Here is a 15,189-nt window from a genome sequence, read left to right on the forward strand (position 1 = left end):
TACCTTCTAGCTTGCCTTCTTTTTAGCGCGTGTATCGCGTTCCTTAATGCGGGCCGCTTTACCACGCAGATCGCGAAGATAATAAAGCTTTGCACGACGAACCTTACCTCGGCGAATAACGTCAATGTGATCGATCACAGTCGCGTGAAGCGGAAATATGCGCTCTACGCCAACGCCAAAGCTTACCTTGCGGACCGTAACGGTCTCGCGAACGCCGCCATGCTTGATCGCGATGCAAATGCCCTCAAAAGCCTGCAGACGTTCCTTGTTGCCTTCCTTAATACGGACATGTACACGAAGCGTGTCGCCCGGCTGAAATGCAGGAACGTTCTCTTTCATTTGTGTTTGTTCAACACTATCTAGTCTATTCATTTTAGTTTTTCGGCCAGAGGTCAACGCTCTTCAGCGCTCACATATCACCATTTTCTCCTGTTAATAAATCTTTACGATTTAGTTTTGTTTTCTCAAGCGCCTTTTCTCTGCGCCATTTTTCAATTTCGGCATGATTGCCGTTCAATAAAACTTCGGGCACCGCCATTCCGCGAAACTCTGCCGGACGCGTGTAATGCGGACAATCGAGCAATCCATCTGAAAACGAATCATTCTCCGCCGACGTCTCACTGCCAAGTGCGTTTGGCAAAAGCCGAACTAAGCTGTCAATTACAACGACCGCAGCCGGTTCGCCACCCGACAAAACGTAATCACCGATCGATATCTCGTCGGTGACAAGGGCTTCGTTAACTCGTTCGTCAACGCCTTCGTAGCGCCCGCAGATCATGACCACATGCTCAGTGTCATCAGCGATATTCTGTGCGGTCGCCTGTTTAAAAGGCTTTCCCTGCGGCGAAAGCAGGATCACTCGCGTCTTTGCCGGATAGGCATCGCGGTTACTAGTGCCAGCTAAATTTTCAATCGCGGCGAAGATCGGCTCGGGCTTCAAAACCATCCCGTCACCGCCGCCAAATGGCCGGTCATCCGCCATCTTGTGCTTGTCCACAGCGTATTCGCGTATGTCGTGGACATTGATTTCAACAATATTCGCAAGCTTTGCCCGGCGGATTATTCCAAAATCAAACACCGCAGTGAAGAACTCGGGGAAAATTGTTAATACGTCAATTTTCAACTAGAACTCCAACAATCCATCAGGCGGATCGACCTTGATCAGCTTGTTTTCAATATCAACTTCGGTGCATATTGCGTTTGCGAAAGGTATCAAAAACTCTTTTGTCTCACCCTCGACAACCAGCAATTCCGTGCCACCTGTTCTCATCAATTCTCGAACTTTGCCGATCTGTTCGCCATCAAGAGTTTCGACCTTACAACCCGCAAGTTCCCAGTCGAAATACTCGTCTGTTTCAAGCTCAACCGCTTCTGACAACGGCACACAGATCTCAACATTTCGAAGCGTTTCGCCACCCTCAACCGAGTCAACACCGGCGAATTTTAAGATGACGCGGCCATTCTGAAACCAGTGATTTTCAATTTTCAATTCGAACCGTCCGCCGTCTGCGCGAACTGCCGTCACCACGTCAAGCAACTCAAATCGCTCAGGAAAATCCGTTAGAATCTCGGCAACAACCTCGCCCTTAAGCCCGCGAGTCCTTACGATATTGGCGACTGCCACTAAGTCTGATGAGTTTATTGGGCTCATAGAATTTTTAGAGTTAATTGAGTTTTGATTTTCTCTATAAACTCGAAAACTCTACAAACTCAATGAACTCAATCCTCGACCAGATCAAGCTGAAAACGCTTGTGCTGTTTCTGTCCGGCAACAAAAAGAATACTGCGGATCGCCTTTACTGTGCGGCCTTCGCGTCCGATGATGCGGCCCATATCGCTGTCAGCAACTCGCACTTCAATACGAATGCTCTTGGCGTCGCCACTCTCGACAACCTCAACAGCATCGGGCTCGCCCACTAGCGATTTGACGATCTTTTCTACAGCTTCTTTCATCAATGTCCTTAACAACAACAAAACCAACAAGCTATTCCGCCGCAACTTCTTTTTCTTCAGTCGCAGGCTCGTCGCTAGCCGATGCTTCAGCCGTTTCAGCCTCGGAAGCCGCCTCTGCTTCTGCTTCTGCTTCTGCTTCTGCTTGAGCTTCAGCCGCCTCCTTTTCAGCCGCCGCTGCCTCGGCAGCCTTAGCTTCTTCAGCAGCAACACGTTCAGCCTCAAGTTTTTCAGCTTCTGCCTTCATAGCTTCGGCCTTCGCTTGTTCAGCAGCCGCACGCTTTTCTTCGCGAGCCGCCGTTGCTGCTGCACGTTCTTCTTCGGTCTGAACCGGATTGTTCTTGATCAGGCTTTTGACCGTATCGGTCGGCTGAGCGCCGACGCCGATCCAGTATTGAATGCGGTCATGATTCAAGAGCACTTCCGCTGGATCGAGCATTGGGTTGTATGTTCCGACGTTTTCTAGATACTTGCCGTCGCGTTTTGACCGTTTTTCCTTTACCACGAGGCGATAGAAAGGTTTACCTTTCGAGCCCATTCTCATTAAACTGATTGCTAACATAATTTCTCTACCTTTTTTTCTTGTGCCTTTTCTTTTTTCTAATACCTCTCGATGGCGAATCGTTTGATTCGTCATCCGAATAATCTATTGCCGAGCCGCTGCCTAACATCCCTAGCGGATTTCCGCCGCCGAGCATATTGCCCAAGCCGCCAGCTAAACCGCCTGCCATTTTTCTTGCCATACCGCCAAATAAACCGCCGCTGTTCATCTTGGCCATCATCTTTTTCATCTGCTCGTATTGCCTGAGCAGTTGATTTACTTCGCTGATAGTGGAGCCCGAGCCGCCTGCGATACGCGTTTTCCTGCTGGCGTCGATGACCTTATGGTCATTGCGTTCCTGCCGCGTCATCGAGCCGATTATGGCCTCGGTTCGCTGCATTTGATGGTCAACGACTGCCGACTGTTCGTCGGTGATCTGCATGCCGCCGGTCATCTGTTCGGGCAGCATTTTCATTAGCTTGGACATTGAGCCGAGCTTTTTGAATTGCCCAAGCTGGTTGCGAAAATCTTCGAGCGAAAACTGATTGCTCGTCATTTTTCGCAGCTGCTCTTGAGCTTCTTTTTCGTCGATCTTGCCCTGGACCTCTTCGATAAGGGTCAGGACATCGCCCATTCCGAGGATCCGCTGGGCGATACGATCGGGATAAAATGGCTCGATCGCGTCGTATTTTTCGCCGACACCTACAAATTTTACCGGCTGGCCGATGACCTGCCTTATGGATAATGCCGCACCGCCGCGAGCGTCGCCGTCCATCTTGGTCAGGACAACGCCCGTTATGTCAATGCGTTCGTGAAAGACCTCTGCCGAGCGAACGGCGTCCTGACCGGTCATCGCGTCGGCGACAAATAGAACCTCTACCGGCTTGGTCTCGGCCTTGATCTGCTCAAGCTCGACCATCAACTCGTCGTCAACGTGCAGACGGCCGGCGGTATCGATCATGAGCGTGTCAAAGCCCATTTCGACCGCGTGTTTGACGGCCCCGCGAACGATGGTCAGCGGATCATTAGAATCTTTACCCTCGTAAACAGCAACGTTTACGGCATTTGCAACGACTTTAAGCTGTTCGCGGGCAGCGGGACGATAAACGTCAACCGACACCAATAAAGGCTTGCGTTCCTGATTGTCTGCGAGCCAACGCGAGATCTTTCCTGTCGAAGTCGTCTTACCCGAACCCTGCAGGCCGACGATCATCACGACGTTCGGCGTCTGCTTGGTAAACACCAGCCGCGAAGACGTTCCGCCCATCAACTCGGCAAGCTCGTCATAGACGATCTTCACGACCTGCTCGTGCGGTTTAAGGCCGTTCCAGACCTCTTGGCCTTCGGCTTTTACGCGAACCGCCTCGACAAAGTCCTTTGCTACCTTATAGTTAACATCGGCCTCGAGCAAAGCCATCCGAATTTCCCGAAGCGCAGCGTCAACGTGCTCAGGCGTCAAAGTGCCCTTGCCGCTAAGGTTTCGCAGCGCATTTTTCAGTTTATCGGAAAGCGATTCGAACATAAATACCAACTACAAGAGACACTCCGCCTACAATAGTCGAAACTATAAATACTATGTGTTTACAGGGAAAGTGTCAAGAATTGGGGTTGACTTTCGAATTTCGGCCTTTTGGCACGGCACTCCGAACAAACTTGATCTGAAGCTGACAGCCAACCGCCTCCGCATATCGTTTGAGCGTATCAAAGGAGGGAGAATGTTTACCGCTGCTAAGAGCAGATTCCAGTCGCGTAATAGCCGGAGCTTGCGTACCCATGCGCATTGCTACATCGGCCTGGCTCATGCCCGCTTTTGTTCGGGCGCTGAGCATCTGTCGCAGAAGTTCAAACTCGGAACTCAGGGCTTCGTACTCGGCTTTAACGCCTGGCCGTTGCAGTGCCTTTTTCTTTAGATCAGAGTGTTTCATGATTTTTTTACCTCTGCCAGTCGTTCTCTGGCAAGCCTTAATTCTTTGGGAGGTGTCTTTTCGGACTTTTTAATAAAGCCGTGGAGCATAACGATCCTCTGTCCTACCACGGTACAATAAAAGACTCGAGCGATGCCTTCCTTGCCTTTGACACGAAGCTCAAAAAGTCCATCGCTCATCGCTCGAGTATGAGGCATGCCGAGATTGGCACCAAATTCCAGCATCATGTCAGTGAGACGCAAGTATCGGGCAAGCAAGCCGTCCGGCAACCCAAGAACGAAAGATTCAACTGATTCGTTATGGTATGTGATGCTCCACGCCATTTTATTAAAGTAACATATTTGTTATGTACAGGCAAAGGAACACCGAAAGGGAGTCGATTAACTTGAAAATGGTTTACGTCAGATTTGGCATTGATCGCGGCTCAAAAAGCCATCGCTGACCATCAAAAAGCCATCGGAGACCCCCTAAAAAGCCATCGGAGAATTTTCATATTTTAGACAATTTCAGCATTAAAAATGTCGTTTTTTGCGATTTCCACTAGTCGGCCACCGGCAAGCTCTGCCATATTCGCTGCCTCGCCCGCAAAACAGCCGATTTAGCGACCAACGTTGGCCACAGAAAAGCCTCGGCAGGTTTCGTCCAATGTTGGCGACTTTCAGTTTATGATTGAAATTTCATTATAACTTTTGTTATAATCACAACATGACAGCGAAACTCAAAATTACGACAGTGGGAAATTCAGCGGGCATTGTCTTGCCTCGGGAAATACTCGAAAGGCTGCGCGTCGAGAAAGGTGACATGCTTTTTGTAACCGAGACGCCAAACGGCATCGAACTGCGTCCCTTCGATGAAGAATTTGCCGAGCAGATGAAGATCGCCGAAGAAGTAATGCGCGAAGACCGCGATGTGCTTCGCAAACTTGCCCAATAGATGAAGTGGTTCCTTATAAATGCAGTTGTTGCGATGCATCAAAGACAGATCGCTGAGCACGGTGGCAGCGATGGTGTGCGGGACCTTGGTCTGCTCGAATCGGCATTAGCCCGTCCTGAGAATATTGCCGCCTATGAACCCGAAGCTGATATCGCCCGCCTCACTGCCGCATACGCTTTTGGCATCGCCAAAAATCATCCTTTCATAGACGGAAATAAACGCACCGCTCTAGTAGCAATGCGCACTTTTCTTCGTCTCAACGGTTTCAATCTCAACGCGACCCCAACCGATAAATATCTGACCATCATCACCCTCGCCGAAGGCTCACTCTCAGAAGAAGCACTCATCGACTGGCTCCGCGAAAGGGTCGTGAAGACCTGAGTCAGACTATATAATTGTCCTATCGGATACATAAGAGACAAAAGATCACCCACACCAAAGAGCGAAGCACTTTCGTTTGCGAGTTTACGGCTATGCCGCTCGATGAGCGGTGAGTCTCTGACTCACCGTCAAATCATCTAAATCTTTGCGGCTCCGCCGCCGCTTAGCGCCACTTTATGAGTTTGTGATCAGTGAGGAATGGCTCATCATCCAAAGGACTTCCGTTCCAAAGGCGAGCGCTTGAAAAGCGCTAGTCTTCCGCACGTTCGACAAGTCCGGCTCGAACAGGATTCTGATGAATGTAATTTACCTTTTGCATGAAAGTGTCTTCGCCGGTTATTCGAAAAGCATCTGGATGATGCTGCCAAACAGAATGTTTATAGCCTTTCCGTTTTTCTTCCTGCCGAAGTTTTTTCAATGAACTTTCAAAAGCATTCTCTTTGAGATAATCAAGAATTCGTTTCGCGGAAATTCCGTTCAGGAACCGGAGTACGTCCGGTATTTCGCGATGCCCGTCGGTAACAACATGTGAGTGATCTGGCATGATGACATAAGAAATTCGTTTTTCTGATTGTCGTTCGCTCTGTACTCTTTCAAAATAAGAGTCTCTGGTATTTTTTCAATCTAAGGAAGTAAGTTTTGATGCAAACAGGTATTTTGAAGATATTGAAGGAGCGCCTTTAAGCTTGGCGATGAAGTTCGCGTACTCAACAATCCAAATGGGGATTGTACTTTTGACGAACAATAAATCGGAAAGATCGAACGCATCGCCGCTAGACGTGGGCAAGAATGCGGTTGATGGCGGTGAAGACTTTTTCGGGTTTTATGCTGAGGATGCATTTGGGGTCGCCGAATTGTTTGCATTCGTAGCCGGGGCAGGGTTGGCAGGGGAATTCTTCGTAGACGATCTCGTTTGGGGCGTCGGTCCAGGGGCTCCAGTGGGCGCGGCTTGATGAGCCGAAGATGACGACTGTTGGTGTTTGGACGGCGGCTGCTATGTGTGCCATGCCGCTGTCGTTGCCGACGAAGAGTTTTGCTTTTGATGCTAACGCGGTGATCTCGGGCAAGGTCAGGTCGTCGAATGTGACGATGGGAACTTTTGATTCGTCAGAGAGTTGGCCGAGGATGTGAGATTCGCTTTTTGACGAGATCGCGACGACGGTTAGGCCTTTATCGGCGAGGAACTCGGCGGTGCGTGCAAAATTCTCAACGGGCCATTGCTTTGTGAAAAACGCGGTCGAGGGATGAAGTAAGGCGAGGGATGAAGGATGAGGGATGAGGGATGAAAGTTTGTCGTTAATAGATCTTTGAGCTGATTCGGTACCTACTAGATAACTTTTTGGACGATCGCTGACCGGAACTCCGACAAAACCTAGCAGGGCAAGCTGCTGTTCGGCGGAATGTGTGGCGGTTGTTTGCCAGAAATCGTTTGCTGATGTCAGCAGGTGATCGAAGAGAAAAGAGTACTGATAATTCGCGTAACCGACGCGGTGTTTTGCTCCGCTTGCGCGGGTGAAAAATGTGGCGGTCGTGCCGCCGTGGAGATTAAATGCGACATCGTAATTACGGCGACGCAATTGCATCGCTGTCCGCATACGCTCGCCGAATGCGGAGCCGACAGCGATCACATTCACGCCTTCAAAACCGTCGAGCAAAGGCGCGACCCAATCTTCGAGAAGGATGTCGATCTCGGCATCGGGAACAAAACGTTTTAGGGCAATGAGCGAAGGTGTAGAAAGAACAGTGTCGCCGATCGAGCGAAGCTTAACGATGAGGACGCGTTTTACATTTCCCCATTCGATCTCGTCGCCATTCATTATTTTTCGACCGTCGCTTCTTCGACGAGCATGACGGGAATTTCATCGCGTATCGGATAGACGAGGCAGCAGTCGGGATTGAGGCATTTCAGACGCGTTTGCGCGTCGTCGATCTGCAGTTCGGATTTGCACTGCGGACAGCGCAAGATCCTTAAAAGTTCTGGGCTTATTGGCATAATGTCAGAACCGCCTGCGGTAGCGGGCGGTTTAAGCTATTAAATATTCAACCACCCGCTACCGCAGGTGGTACTGACTAGGCTTCAGTTTTAGTTCCGCATTCGGGGCAGAATTTTGCTCCGGCGGCGAGTTCGAATTGGCAACCGGTGCACTTTGCTTTTTCTTGCGTTGAACCGCATTCTGAGCAGAATTTTGCACCCTCGCGAAGCTCGGCGGCGCATTTGACGCACGGCACTTTAGCAACTTCCATCTTGCCGCCGCAGTCAGAACAGAATTTCACACCGGCGGCGTTTGCCTTGCCGCATGACGGACACGGGATAGTTGCGGTTTGTCCGCCTCCGCCTTGTGGTCCGGCTCCAAAAGCCCCTGCCATTTGGTTACCTACAGCAAAACCGGCTCCGAGACCTGCTCCAAGTCCCGCTCCGCCGCCTTCGTTCTGCGCTGCATCACGCAGGGCATCTGCGGCTTGAAATTTCATGTATTGATCGACGTTGCCAATCGCACCCATTGATGCACGCTTGTCCATAGCGGCCTCGACCTCGGGCGGCAGGCTGACGTTCTCGACGTAGAATTTAGTGACCTCAAGGCCGTAGCCCTTGAAGTCCTCATTTATCATGCCGCGAATTTTCTCGCCGATCTCTTTGTATTGAGCGGCAAGGTCGAGAGCAGGGATCTTCAATTCACCGAGAGAGTCGGAAAACTCGGTGACGATAGCACGCTTTAGCTGGCCGTCGATGTCTTCGGTTTGAAAATGAGCGTTCGTGCCGGCGATCTGTTTGATGAATTCGCTTGGATCAGAAATACGCAAACTGTAAGCACCAAACGCTCGCAGCCTGACGATGCCAAAATCAGCATCGCGGAGCATCACGGGATTAGACGTGCCCCATTTCATATCGGTGAACTGCTTGGTGTTTACAAAATAGACCTCGGATTTGAAGGGCGAGTTAAAACCGTACTTCCACGCACCGAGCTTTGACAAAATAGGCGTGTTGCCGCCGTCGATCTCATATTTGCCGGGCGTAAAAACGTCTGCAACCTGTCCCTCAAAGACAAAAACTGCCGCCTGCGATTCGCGAACGATAAGCTGGGCACCGTTTTTTATCTCCTGTCCGGCAACCGGAAAACGATAAACCAGCGTGTCCTGCGATGCATCGAGCCACTCGATCACCTCGATAAATTGGTTCAATGCCGCTTCTTTAACCTTGTCTAATATGCTCATTTCAAAGTCTCCTTTCTCTAACTCTTAACGTTAAATTTTGACATAAAGTTGCCGGAATTGGAAGAAGGATGTTTTTATCGGTCAGCAACGGGCAAGAAACGTCGTCTAAACAGCCAAAGGGTAACAGTCATCACCAAACCGCCGGAAATATCGAGCAGCACATCCCAGATCGAACCGCTCCTTGACGCCTCGAAACTTTGGTTAAATTCGTCCAGCGAGGCGATAAGGGCAACTAAGATCAATGCGAACAGAAAGAGCTTTTCCCTAAGCAGGTGCAATGTCGAGACCGCAAACGCTCGAACGGCGAGAAAGGCGAGTACAGCATATTCAGTAAAATGAGCGGCCTTGCGCACAAAAGCATGGACAGTTATACGCGTCTCCGGCAACATACCCGGAAAAAAGAAATCTAACAGCGGGCCGATAAAGCGTGAGGTTTGGCCAAATGAGCCTTCGGGACTTGAGAGATAAAATATAACGCCGATCCACAAAAAAAGCGGCGCGTAAAGAATGAGTGTTTTGCGAAGTTTAGTTATTTCCGAAAAGATCATATTCGGAATGCGCCTTTGGGTCTTCTCCGTACTCATTTGCCCCTACATCTCCAGGCGTAAGGCCGAACACTAGTAGAGCAATCCCGCCAACGCAAGGTATGAGCGCTACAAGAATAAACCATCCGCTTTTGCCTGTATCATGAAGCCTTCTAACAGTAACGGCTAAACTGGGAACAAAGGTCGCCAATGCGTAAAGTATATACACTGGACCATATCCAACATCCTCGATAGTGAGCCCCAAGACATTGTCAATAATCACCGCAACGACTACAAAAATTAGATTGAACAGAGCAAATATCCAGTATTCCTTTCGTCGTGCCCGTCCGCTAAATACCGCATATTTCTTTAATACTCCAAGATACCAGTTCATTCGGAAATGCCTCCCGCGTAGTTAGTTGAGTTGTGCTTATAAATAGAAAAAACAAACAGACCTTATATGAAATTATAAAAAATTTCAAATATGGTCTGTTTACGTTGATTAGTATTTGGATTCTCTGCCTTAGGCAGCCGCTGCGCCGCTGACGACCTCGATGATCTCTTTTGTGATCGCAGCCTGACGGATGCGGTTCATGTTGAGTGTGAGTGAATCGATAAGCTCGCCCGCATTTTTCGATGCCGAATCCATTGCTGTCATTCGCGAACCCTGCTCAGATGCAACCGACTCGAGCATTCCTTTGTAGATCTGTATCTCGACCTGCTTTGGAAGCAGTTTTGCAAAGATCGTAGCAGCCGATTGCTCATAGATATACTCGGCCTCTACTCCCGTTTCAGATGTCTCTTGTGTTGCGGTACGCGGAATGGGAAGCAGTTGTTCGATAACAGGTTTTTGTGAGAGAACGGTCTTGAACTCGGTAAAAACAATAAATACCTTGTCGATCGTCGTGTCTTCAGTAAATGCTGTAATGACTTTGTTCGCGATCGCAACAGCGTCAGCGTGAACGACTTGGCCCGAACCCGTCAACCCGACGTATTCTTCTGCAAACTTAACTTCGCGACGTTTGAAAAAATCGCGGCCTTTGCGGCCGACCGGGATCATCTCGGTTGACTTGTCGGAATTTTCTTTGAGGAACGCCTGTGTTGCCTTGATAACATTTGCGTTGAACGCACCCGCAAGGCCTTTGTCGGCGCTGACGAGAACGATCAAGTACCTATTATCACCGCGTTCGTCGAGCAGCGGATGCGAGATCTCACCCGCAACCTTTGCACTCAATCCGCCGAGAACGTCGGACATTTTGTTTGCAAAAGGACGCGATGCTGTCACACGATCCTGCGCGCGCTTCAGCTTCGCCGCGGCGACCATTTTCATCGCCTTGGTGATCTGTTGTGTATTTTTGACCGACTTAATCCGTCGGCGCATGTCTAATAGACTTGCCATAAACTTTTACGCTTTCGCGGAGGCCGCAGTCGCCCAACGCGTCGCTTTGAAGTCCTCGACCGCTTCTTTCATCGCGGCTTTCAGGTCGTCGTCGATCGATTTCTTTTCACGGAGCGTGTTGAGTACGCCTGGATGAGCTTCTTCGATAAATTTGGTTAGTTCTTCCTCGAAACGCTTGAGGTCTGTGACCTCGACATCGTCGGCGTGGCCGTTGCTAACCGTCCAGATGATAAGAACCTGCTCAAGAACGTCCATCGGCACGTACTGCGGCTGTTTGAGAATTTCGGTCAGGCGTTTTCCGCGTTCGAGTTGATCCTGCGTCGATTTGTCGAGGTCTGAGCCGAACTGTGCGAAAGCTGCCAATTCACGAAACTGTGCGAGGTCGATACGGAGCGTTCCGGCAACCTGCTTCATCGCCTTGATCTGTGCCGAGCCGCCTACACGCGAAACCGAGTTACCCACGTTGATAGCGGGACGCACGCCGGAGTTGAAAAGGTCGCTCTCAAGAAATATCTGTCCGTCGGTGATCGAGATCACGTTTGTCGGAATATATGCCGAAATATCGCCTGCTTGTGTCTCGATGATCGGCAAACTCGTCAGTGAACCGCCGCCCTGCTTGTCTGACATCTTGGCGGCACGTTCGAGCAAGCGTGAGTGCAAGTAGAAAACGTCGCCCGGATAAGCTTCGCGGCCCGGAGGACGTCTCAGAAGCAAAGAAATTTCGCGGTATGCGGCAGCCTGCTTCGAAAGATCGTCATAGATCGTCAAGGCGTGGCGGCCATTGTCGCGGAAATATTCGCCCATCGCACATCCTGAATACGGAGCAAGAAATTGCATGGCCGCAGGATCGGAAGCCGAGGCGTTTACGATGATCGTGTAGTCCATCGCACCAAATTCTTCGAGCTTCTGGCGAACCTGAGCAACGGTCGAAGCCTTCTGACCGATAGCGACATAAACGCAGATCACGTCTTTGCCTTTCTGGTTGATGATCGTGTCGATAGCGACAGCAGTTTTACCCGTTTGGCGGTCGCCGATGATAAGTTCGCGCTGGCCGCGGCCAACGGGCACCATCGAGTCGATAGCCTTCAAACCAGTCTGCAGCGGCTCTTTCACCGGCTGACGGTCGATAATACCAGGGGCGATGCGTTCAACCGGGAAGTATGTGTCAGTAACGATCTCACCTGCGTCGTCGATCGGATTGCCTAGAGCATCGACCACACGACCGATCAGAGCATCGCCGACAGGCACGCTCATGATGCGTTTTGTGCGCTTTGCTTCGTCGCCCTCTTTGATCTTTTGAAAATCACCAAAGAGCACGCAGCCGACCTTGTCTTCTTCAAGGTTGAGTGCGAGGCCGCGTACGCCGTGGTCAAATTCCAAAAGCTCGCCGGCCATGACCTTTTCGAGGCCATAAATTTCGGCAATACCGTCACCGACCTTGATGACCGTGCCAACTTCGTTGACCGTCATGCTGGCGTCAAAATTCTCGATCTGTGCTCTTATGATCTCGTTGATCTCGTTTGCTTTTATTGCTTCCATGTTCGTTTTGTTATCAGTGATGAACGGTGAGTGGTGAGCGGTTTTTCTTCGCTCATCATTCACCACTATCCATTGATCAATTGTTCCCTAAGATTCTCCAATTTCGTTTTTACCGATCCGTCATAAACGGTCGAGCCGATACGGGTAACGACGCCGCCTATTATCTCTTTGTCGATCGAATAATTGACGGTTACCTGTTTACCGGTAAGTTTTGCAAGATTTTTTTCAAATTCTATGCGTTCGCCCTCGGGCAACTCGCGGGCCGATATGATCTCAGCGGACACCAGGCCGCGTCGTTCGTCAAGCACATCTGAAAAGCGGCTGTTGATATCTGCAATATCGGTAAGGCGGCCATTTTGAAGCAGAACGCGTACAAAATTCGCGGTCGTCTGGCCGGGCTTTGTTTTTGAGATCAAACTCTCAAGCAGCTTTTCCTTATCCATGTGTGCGATGGTCGGATTGCTGAACACATTTCGGAGGTCCGCGTTGGTCGCAAACATATCGGCCCAAGCGGCGACCTCGGAACTCACGGTGTCCACACCTTGCGTTCCGGAAACCACATCGGCAAGTGCGACTGAATAGCGGCGGGCGATCGTTTCGGTACTCATATTAGTTCAACCCTCCGATCTCGTTGATGCCGGCCCGGACCAAACGGGCGTCATTTTCGGTATCGATCATCGAACGCAATTTTTCTTCGGCAAGGCGAATGCTCTCTTCAGCCGAAAACCGTTTTAACTCAGCACGTGACTGGCCTGAGAGGCGTGCCAGCTCGGATTGCGATTGATGGCGGAGCCGTTCGATCTCGTTCTCTGTATTCTCGGCGATACGTTTCTTTTCAGCTTCGGACTCAGCTTTTGCTTTTTGCAGCACAGCTGCTTTTTCGGCTTCGAGTTGGCTAAGTTTCGCCTCTACCGATTTCAATTTCTCAAGAGCGGCCTGTTTTTCTGCTTCGGCCTTGATGATCTCGCCTCTGATCTCTTCCCGCTTTGCCTTAAATGCATTACTAAGAGGCATTTTGACCAAATAGATCATAATGGCCAAAAAGACACCGAGATTAATAAACTTCCAAAGCTCAAAGCCGGGGATATTAAAATACTCGTTGTAGAAATGCATAAATCCGCCGCCACTGCTGCTGCTGCCGGCAAGAAGAAATACAAAACCTGTGAAAAATGAAAGCATAAACCTAACCCTTCAAAATACTAGCCGCTATCTTGTCGGCCATTTTTTCGGCATTCGAACCGATCTCGCTATGGGCCTGAGCAGTTTGTTTTTCGATCTCGGAGCGTCCAGCGTTAAACTTTTCCATGATCTCTGACTTTGCGGCATTCAATTTTTTGTCACGCATTGCCGCCGAAGCTTTTTGATCTTTTTCTATAAGCTCATAACCGGCAGAACGTGCATCGAGCATTTCTTTTGTATATTGAGACTCTTTGTTTCCGGCATTCTTTAATATCTCAACCGCCTCCAGCGAATGACCGCCTTTTTGCTTTTCACGCGCTTGCAGGATGTTGTTTATCGGGCGAAAAAGCGTACGGTTTAACAGCCATATCATGCCAAGTATCATGGCGATATGGATAAAAATCGTTCCGTCCGGAAAAAGCTGGATGGATTCGGCAAAGAGAAACAAATGCATAGTCGTCTAATATCCGCCAACTGCGGCCGAATTGAGCGAGAGGCGCCCTATTCTCAAAAGAGTTAAGGGTAACACGCGGGCGTTTTTAGGGTCAAGGAAGCTTCGCTTGCTGTCGCGAAAATTGTCAGGTTTTTAAATTCCTGCCTATATGCTAAGGTTTTCATAGTCCTTATGCCCGTAAGCCCCAAAAAAGCAAAGGTCCGAGCATCTCGAAACCGCACAATTGAAGTAGCCGGGAACGAAGTGACAGGCCTAAAAAAGCAGCTTATTTTCGCCGATAAAGCCGATGATCTGTCATCGGTGCGCAATTTGGTCATATGCGGTGACGCCTTTGAGGTGCTGGACCGGCTGTCAGATGCAAGTTTTGATCTGCTCTTCGCCGATCCGCCTTATAATCTGACAAAAGCGTTTGGAAAAGAGAAATTTCGTGAAAGATCCATATCCGACTACGAAAAATGGCTGGATAAATGGCTATCGCTGTGTCTGCCGCTGTTAAAGCCGACCGCCTCGATATATATATGCGGCGATTGGCGCTCTGGTTCAGCCATTCAAAAGGTAGGTTCGAAGTATCTTAAACTTCAAAATCGCATCACTTGGGAGCGCGAAAAAGGACGCGGAGCTAAAGCAAACTGGAAGAATGCCGCTGAAGATATTTGGTTCTTTACGGTTTCCGACAGTTTCACCTTCAATCTCGATGCGGTTAAGGTCCGGCGCAAGGTGCTTGCTCCTTACAAAGAAAAAGGTCAACCAAAAGATTGGGAACTGTCGGAGCACGGCAACTATCGCGACACGCATCCGTCAAATATCTGGACGGACATCAGCGTACCTTTCTGGTCAATGCCTGAGAACACCGATCATCCGACACAGAAGCCTGAAAAGCTCCTTGCGAAGATCATTCTCGCCAGCACAAACGCGAACGACCTGATCCTTGACCCGTTTGCCGGTTCGGGAACGACGGCGGTCACTGCTAAAAAACTCGGACGTGATTTTGTTGCGATCGAGTCCGACGAGCAGTATTGTCTGCTCGCCCAGAAACGCCTTGAGGCAGCAGAATCCGATAAGTCGATCCAGGGCTTTTCGGACGGTGTGTTTTGGGAACGAAACTCTGGAAAGAAATAGCCGCAACCTTTCTATTCTTTGTGTCCTTTGTG

21 protein-coding genes and 1 pseudogene are annotated in these 15,189 nt (G+C 49.9%); 3 read left to right on the forward strand and 19 right to left on the reverse strand.

Going from position 1 to position 15,189, the window contains the following annotated elements; genetic code table 11:
• Window positions 1-6: 6 nt before the first annotated feature.
• The 8 genes and pseudogenes from rplS to IPL32_07030 form a co-directional block, all read right to left on the reverse strand.
• Window positions 7-372 (reverse strand): 50S ribosomal protein L19, encoded by a 366-nt coding sequence (gene rplS, locus IPL32_06995; protein ID MBK8465563.1) that lies wholly within the window; start codon window positions 370-372, stop codon window positions 7-9.
• 30 nt (window positions 373-402) lie between these two features.
• Window positions 403-1,123 (reverse strand): annotated as a pseudogene (gene trmD / locus IPL32_07000) (tRNA (guanosine(37)-N1)-methyltransferase TrmD).
• Window positions 1,124-1,651: a 16S rRNA processing protein RimM gene (gene rimM / locus IPL32_07005; GenBank protein MBK8465564.1), complete on the reverse strand. Its 528-nt coding sequence runs from the start codon at window positions 1,649-1,651 to the stop codon at window positions 1,124-1,126.
• 68 nt (window positions 1,652-1,719) lie between these two features.
• Window positions 1,720-1,953 carry a KH domain-containing protein gene (locus IPL32_07010; protein MBK8465565.1) on the reverse strand — a complete coding sequence of 78 codons (234 nt, stop codon included), beginning with the start codon at window positions 1,951-1,953 and terminating at the stop codon, window positions 1,720-1,722.
• 31 nt (window positions 1,954-1,984) lie between these two features.
• On the reverse strand, window positions 1,985-2,515 hold the full coding sequence (gene rpsP, locus IPL32_07015) for a 30S ribosomal protein S16 (protein MBK8465566.1): 531 nt from the start codon (window positions 2,513-2,515) through the stop codon (window positions 1,985-1,987).
• A gap of 4 nt (window positions 2,516-2,519) precedes the next feature.
• The gene (gene ffh / locus IPL32_07020) at window positions 2,520-4,013 is read right to left on the reverse strand and encodes a signal recognition particle protein (protein ID MBK8465567.1); all 1,494 of its coding nucleotides are present in this window, start codon (window positions 4,011-4,013) and stop codon (window positions 2,520-2,522) included.
• A gap of 73 nt (window positions 4,014-4,086) precedes the next feature.
• The gene (locus IPL32_07025) at window positions 4,087-4,416 is read right to left on the reverse strand and encodes a helix-turn-helix transcriptional regulator (GenBank protein MBK8465568.1); all 330 of its coding nucleotides are present in this window, start codon (window positions 4,414-4,416) and stop codon (window positions 4,087-4,089) included.
• Window positions 4,413-4,739, reverse strand: coding sequence for a type II toxin-antitoxin system RelE/ParE family toxin (locus IPL32_07030; GenBank protein MBK8465569.1), 327 nt, complete (start codon window positions 4,737-4,739; stop codon window positions 4,413-4,415). The genes IPL32_07025 and IPL32_07030 overlap by 4 nt, the downstream gene beginning before the upstream one ends.
• Window positions 4,740-5,121: 382 nt before the next feature.
• On the opposite strand from IPL32_07030, the gene IPL32_07035 reads away from it, so the two are divergent.
• Together IPL32_07035 and IPL32_07040 are read left to right on the forward strand one after the other, a co-directional pair.
• Entirely contained in the window at window positions 5,122-5,349 is a 228-nt protein-coding gene (locus IPL32_07035; GenBank protein ID MBK8465570.1) for an AbrB/MazE/SpoVT family DNA-binding domain-containing protein, read from the forward strand.
• Complete coding sequence (locus tag IPL32_07040) at window positions 5,350-5,730, forward strand: type II toxin-antitoxin system death-on-curing family toxin (GenBank protein ID MBK8465571.1); 381 nt, start codon at window positions 5,350-5,352, stop codon at window positions 5,728-5,730. It begins immediately after the preceding gene.
• A gap of 250 nt (window positions 5,731-5,980) precedes the next feature.
• Here the strand turns inward: IPL32_07040 and IPL32_07045 are convergent, their stop codons facing one another.
• The 11 genes from IPL32_07045 to IPL32_07095 all read right to left on the reverse strand — a co-directional run bounded on the left by IPL32_07045 (window position 5,981) and on the right by IPL32_07095 (window position 14,038).
• The gene (locus IPL32_07045; GenBank protein ID MBK8465572.1) at window positions 5,981-6,274 is read right to left on the reverse strand and encodes a hypothetical protein; all 294 of its coding nucleotides are present in this window, start codon (window positions 6,272-6,274) and stop codon (window positions 5,981-5,983) included.
• A 229-nt stretch (window positions 6,275-6,503) separates the two neighbouring features.
• A complete protein-coding gene (locus IPL32_07050; GenBank protein MBK8465573.1) occupies window positions 6,504-7,547 on the reverse strand; it encodes a glycosyltransferase family 9 protein in 1,044 nt (347 codons plus the stop codon).
• The gene (locus tag IPL32_07055; GenBank protein MBK8465574.1) at window positions 7,547-7,723 is read right to left on the reverse strand and encodes a Trm112 family protein; all 177 of its coding nucleotides are present in this window, start codon (window positions 7,721-7,723) and stop codon (window positions 7,547-7,549) included. The genes IPL32_07050 and IPL32_07055 overlap by 1 nt, the downstream gene beginning before the upstream one ends.
• A 77-nt stretch (window positions 7,724-7,800) precedes the next feature.
• Window positions 7,801-8,943 (reverse strand): SPFH domain-containing protein, encoded by a 1,143-nt coding sequence (locus IPL32_07060; protein ID MBK8465575.1) that lies wholly within the window; start codon window positions 8,941-8,943, stop codon window positions 7,801-7,803.
• 74 nt (window positions 8,944-9,017) lie between these two features.
• Entirely contained in the window at window positions 9,018-9,491 is a 474-nt protein-coding gene (locus IPL32_07065) for a VanZ family protein (GenBank protein MBK8465576.1), read from the reverse strand.
• Window positions 9,469-9,861, reverse strand: a complete 393-nt coding sequence (locus IPL32_07070) for a DUF805 domain-containing protein (protein MBK8465577.1) — start codon at window positions 9,859-9,861, stop codon at window positions 9,469-9,471. The genes IPL32_07065 and IPL32_07070 overlap by 23 nt, the downstream gene beginning before the upstream one ends.
• Window positions 9,862-9,990: 129 nt before the next feature.
• Window positions 9,991-10,866 carry an ATP synthase F1 subunit gamma gene (atpG, locus tag IPL32_07075; protein ID MBK8465578.1) on the reverse strand — a complete coding sequence of 292 codons (876 nt, stop codon included), beginning with the start codon at window positions 10,864-10,866 and terminating at the stop codon, window positions 9,991-9,993.
• Between the two features lie 6 nt (window positions 10,867-10,872).
• Window positions 10,873-12,405, reverse strand: a complete 1,533-nt coding sequence (locus tag IPL32_07080) for a F0F1 ATP synthase subunit alpha (GenBank protein MBK8465579.1) — start codon at window positions 12,403-12,405, stop codon at window positions 10,873-10,875.
• 65 nt (window positions 12,406-12,470) lie between these two features.
• Window positions 12,471-13,013 carry a F0F1 ATP synthase subunit delta gene (locus tag IPL32_07085; GenBank protein ID MBK8465580.1) on the reverse strand — a complete coding sequence of 181 codons (543 nt, stop codon included), beginning with the start codon at window positions 13,011-13,013 and terminating at the stop codon, window positions 12,471-12,473.
• A 1-nt stretch (window position 13,014) separates the two neighbouring features.
• Window positions 13,015-13,584 (reverse strand): ATP synthase F0 subunit B, encoded by a 570-nt coding sequence (locus IPL32_07090; GenBank protein MBK8465581.1) that lies wholly within the window; start codon window positions 13,582-13,584, stop codon window positions 13,015-13,017.
• A gap of 4 nt (window positions 13,585-13,588) precedes the next feature.
• Complete coding sequence (locus tag IPL32_07095) at window positions 13,589-14,038, reverse strand: hypothetical protein (GenBank protein MBK8465582.1); 450 nt, start codon at window positions 14,036-14,038, stop codon at window positions 13,589-13,591.
• A 171-nt stretch (window positions 14,039-14,209) separates the two neighbouring features.
• On the opposite strand from IPL32_07095, the gene IPL32_07100 reads away from it, so the two are divergent.
• Window positions 14,210-15,157, forward strand: coding sequence for a site-specific DNA-methyltransferase (locus IPL32_07100; protein ID MBK8465583.1), 948 nt, complete (start codon window positions 14,210-14,212; stop codon window positions 15,155-15,157).
• Window positions 15,158-15,189: the final 32 nt, after the last annotated feature.

The organism is Chloracidobacterium sp. (assembly GCA_016711345.1).
Classification (GTDB): Bacteria; Acidobacteriota; Blastocatellia; order Pyrinomonadales; family Pyrinomonadaceae; genus OLB17.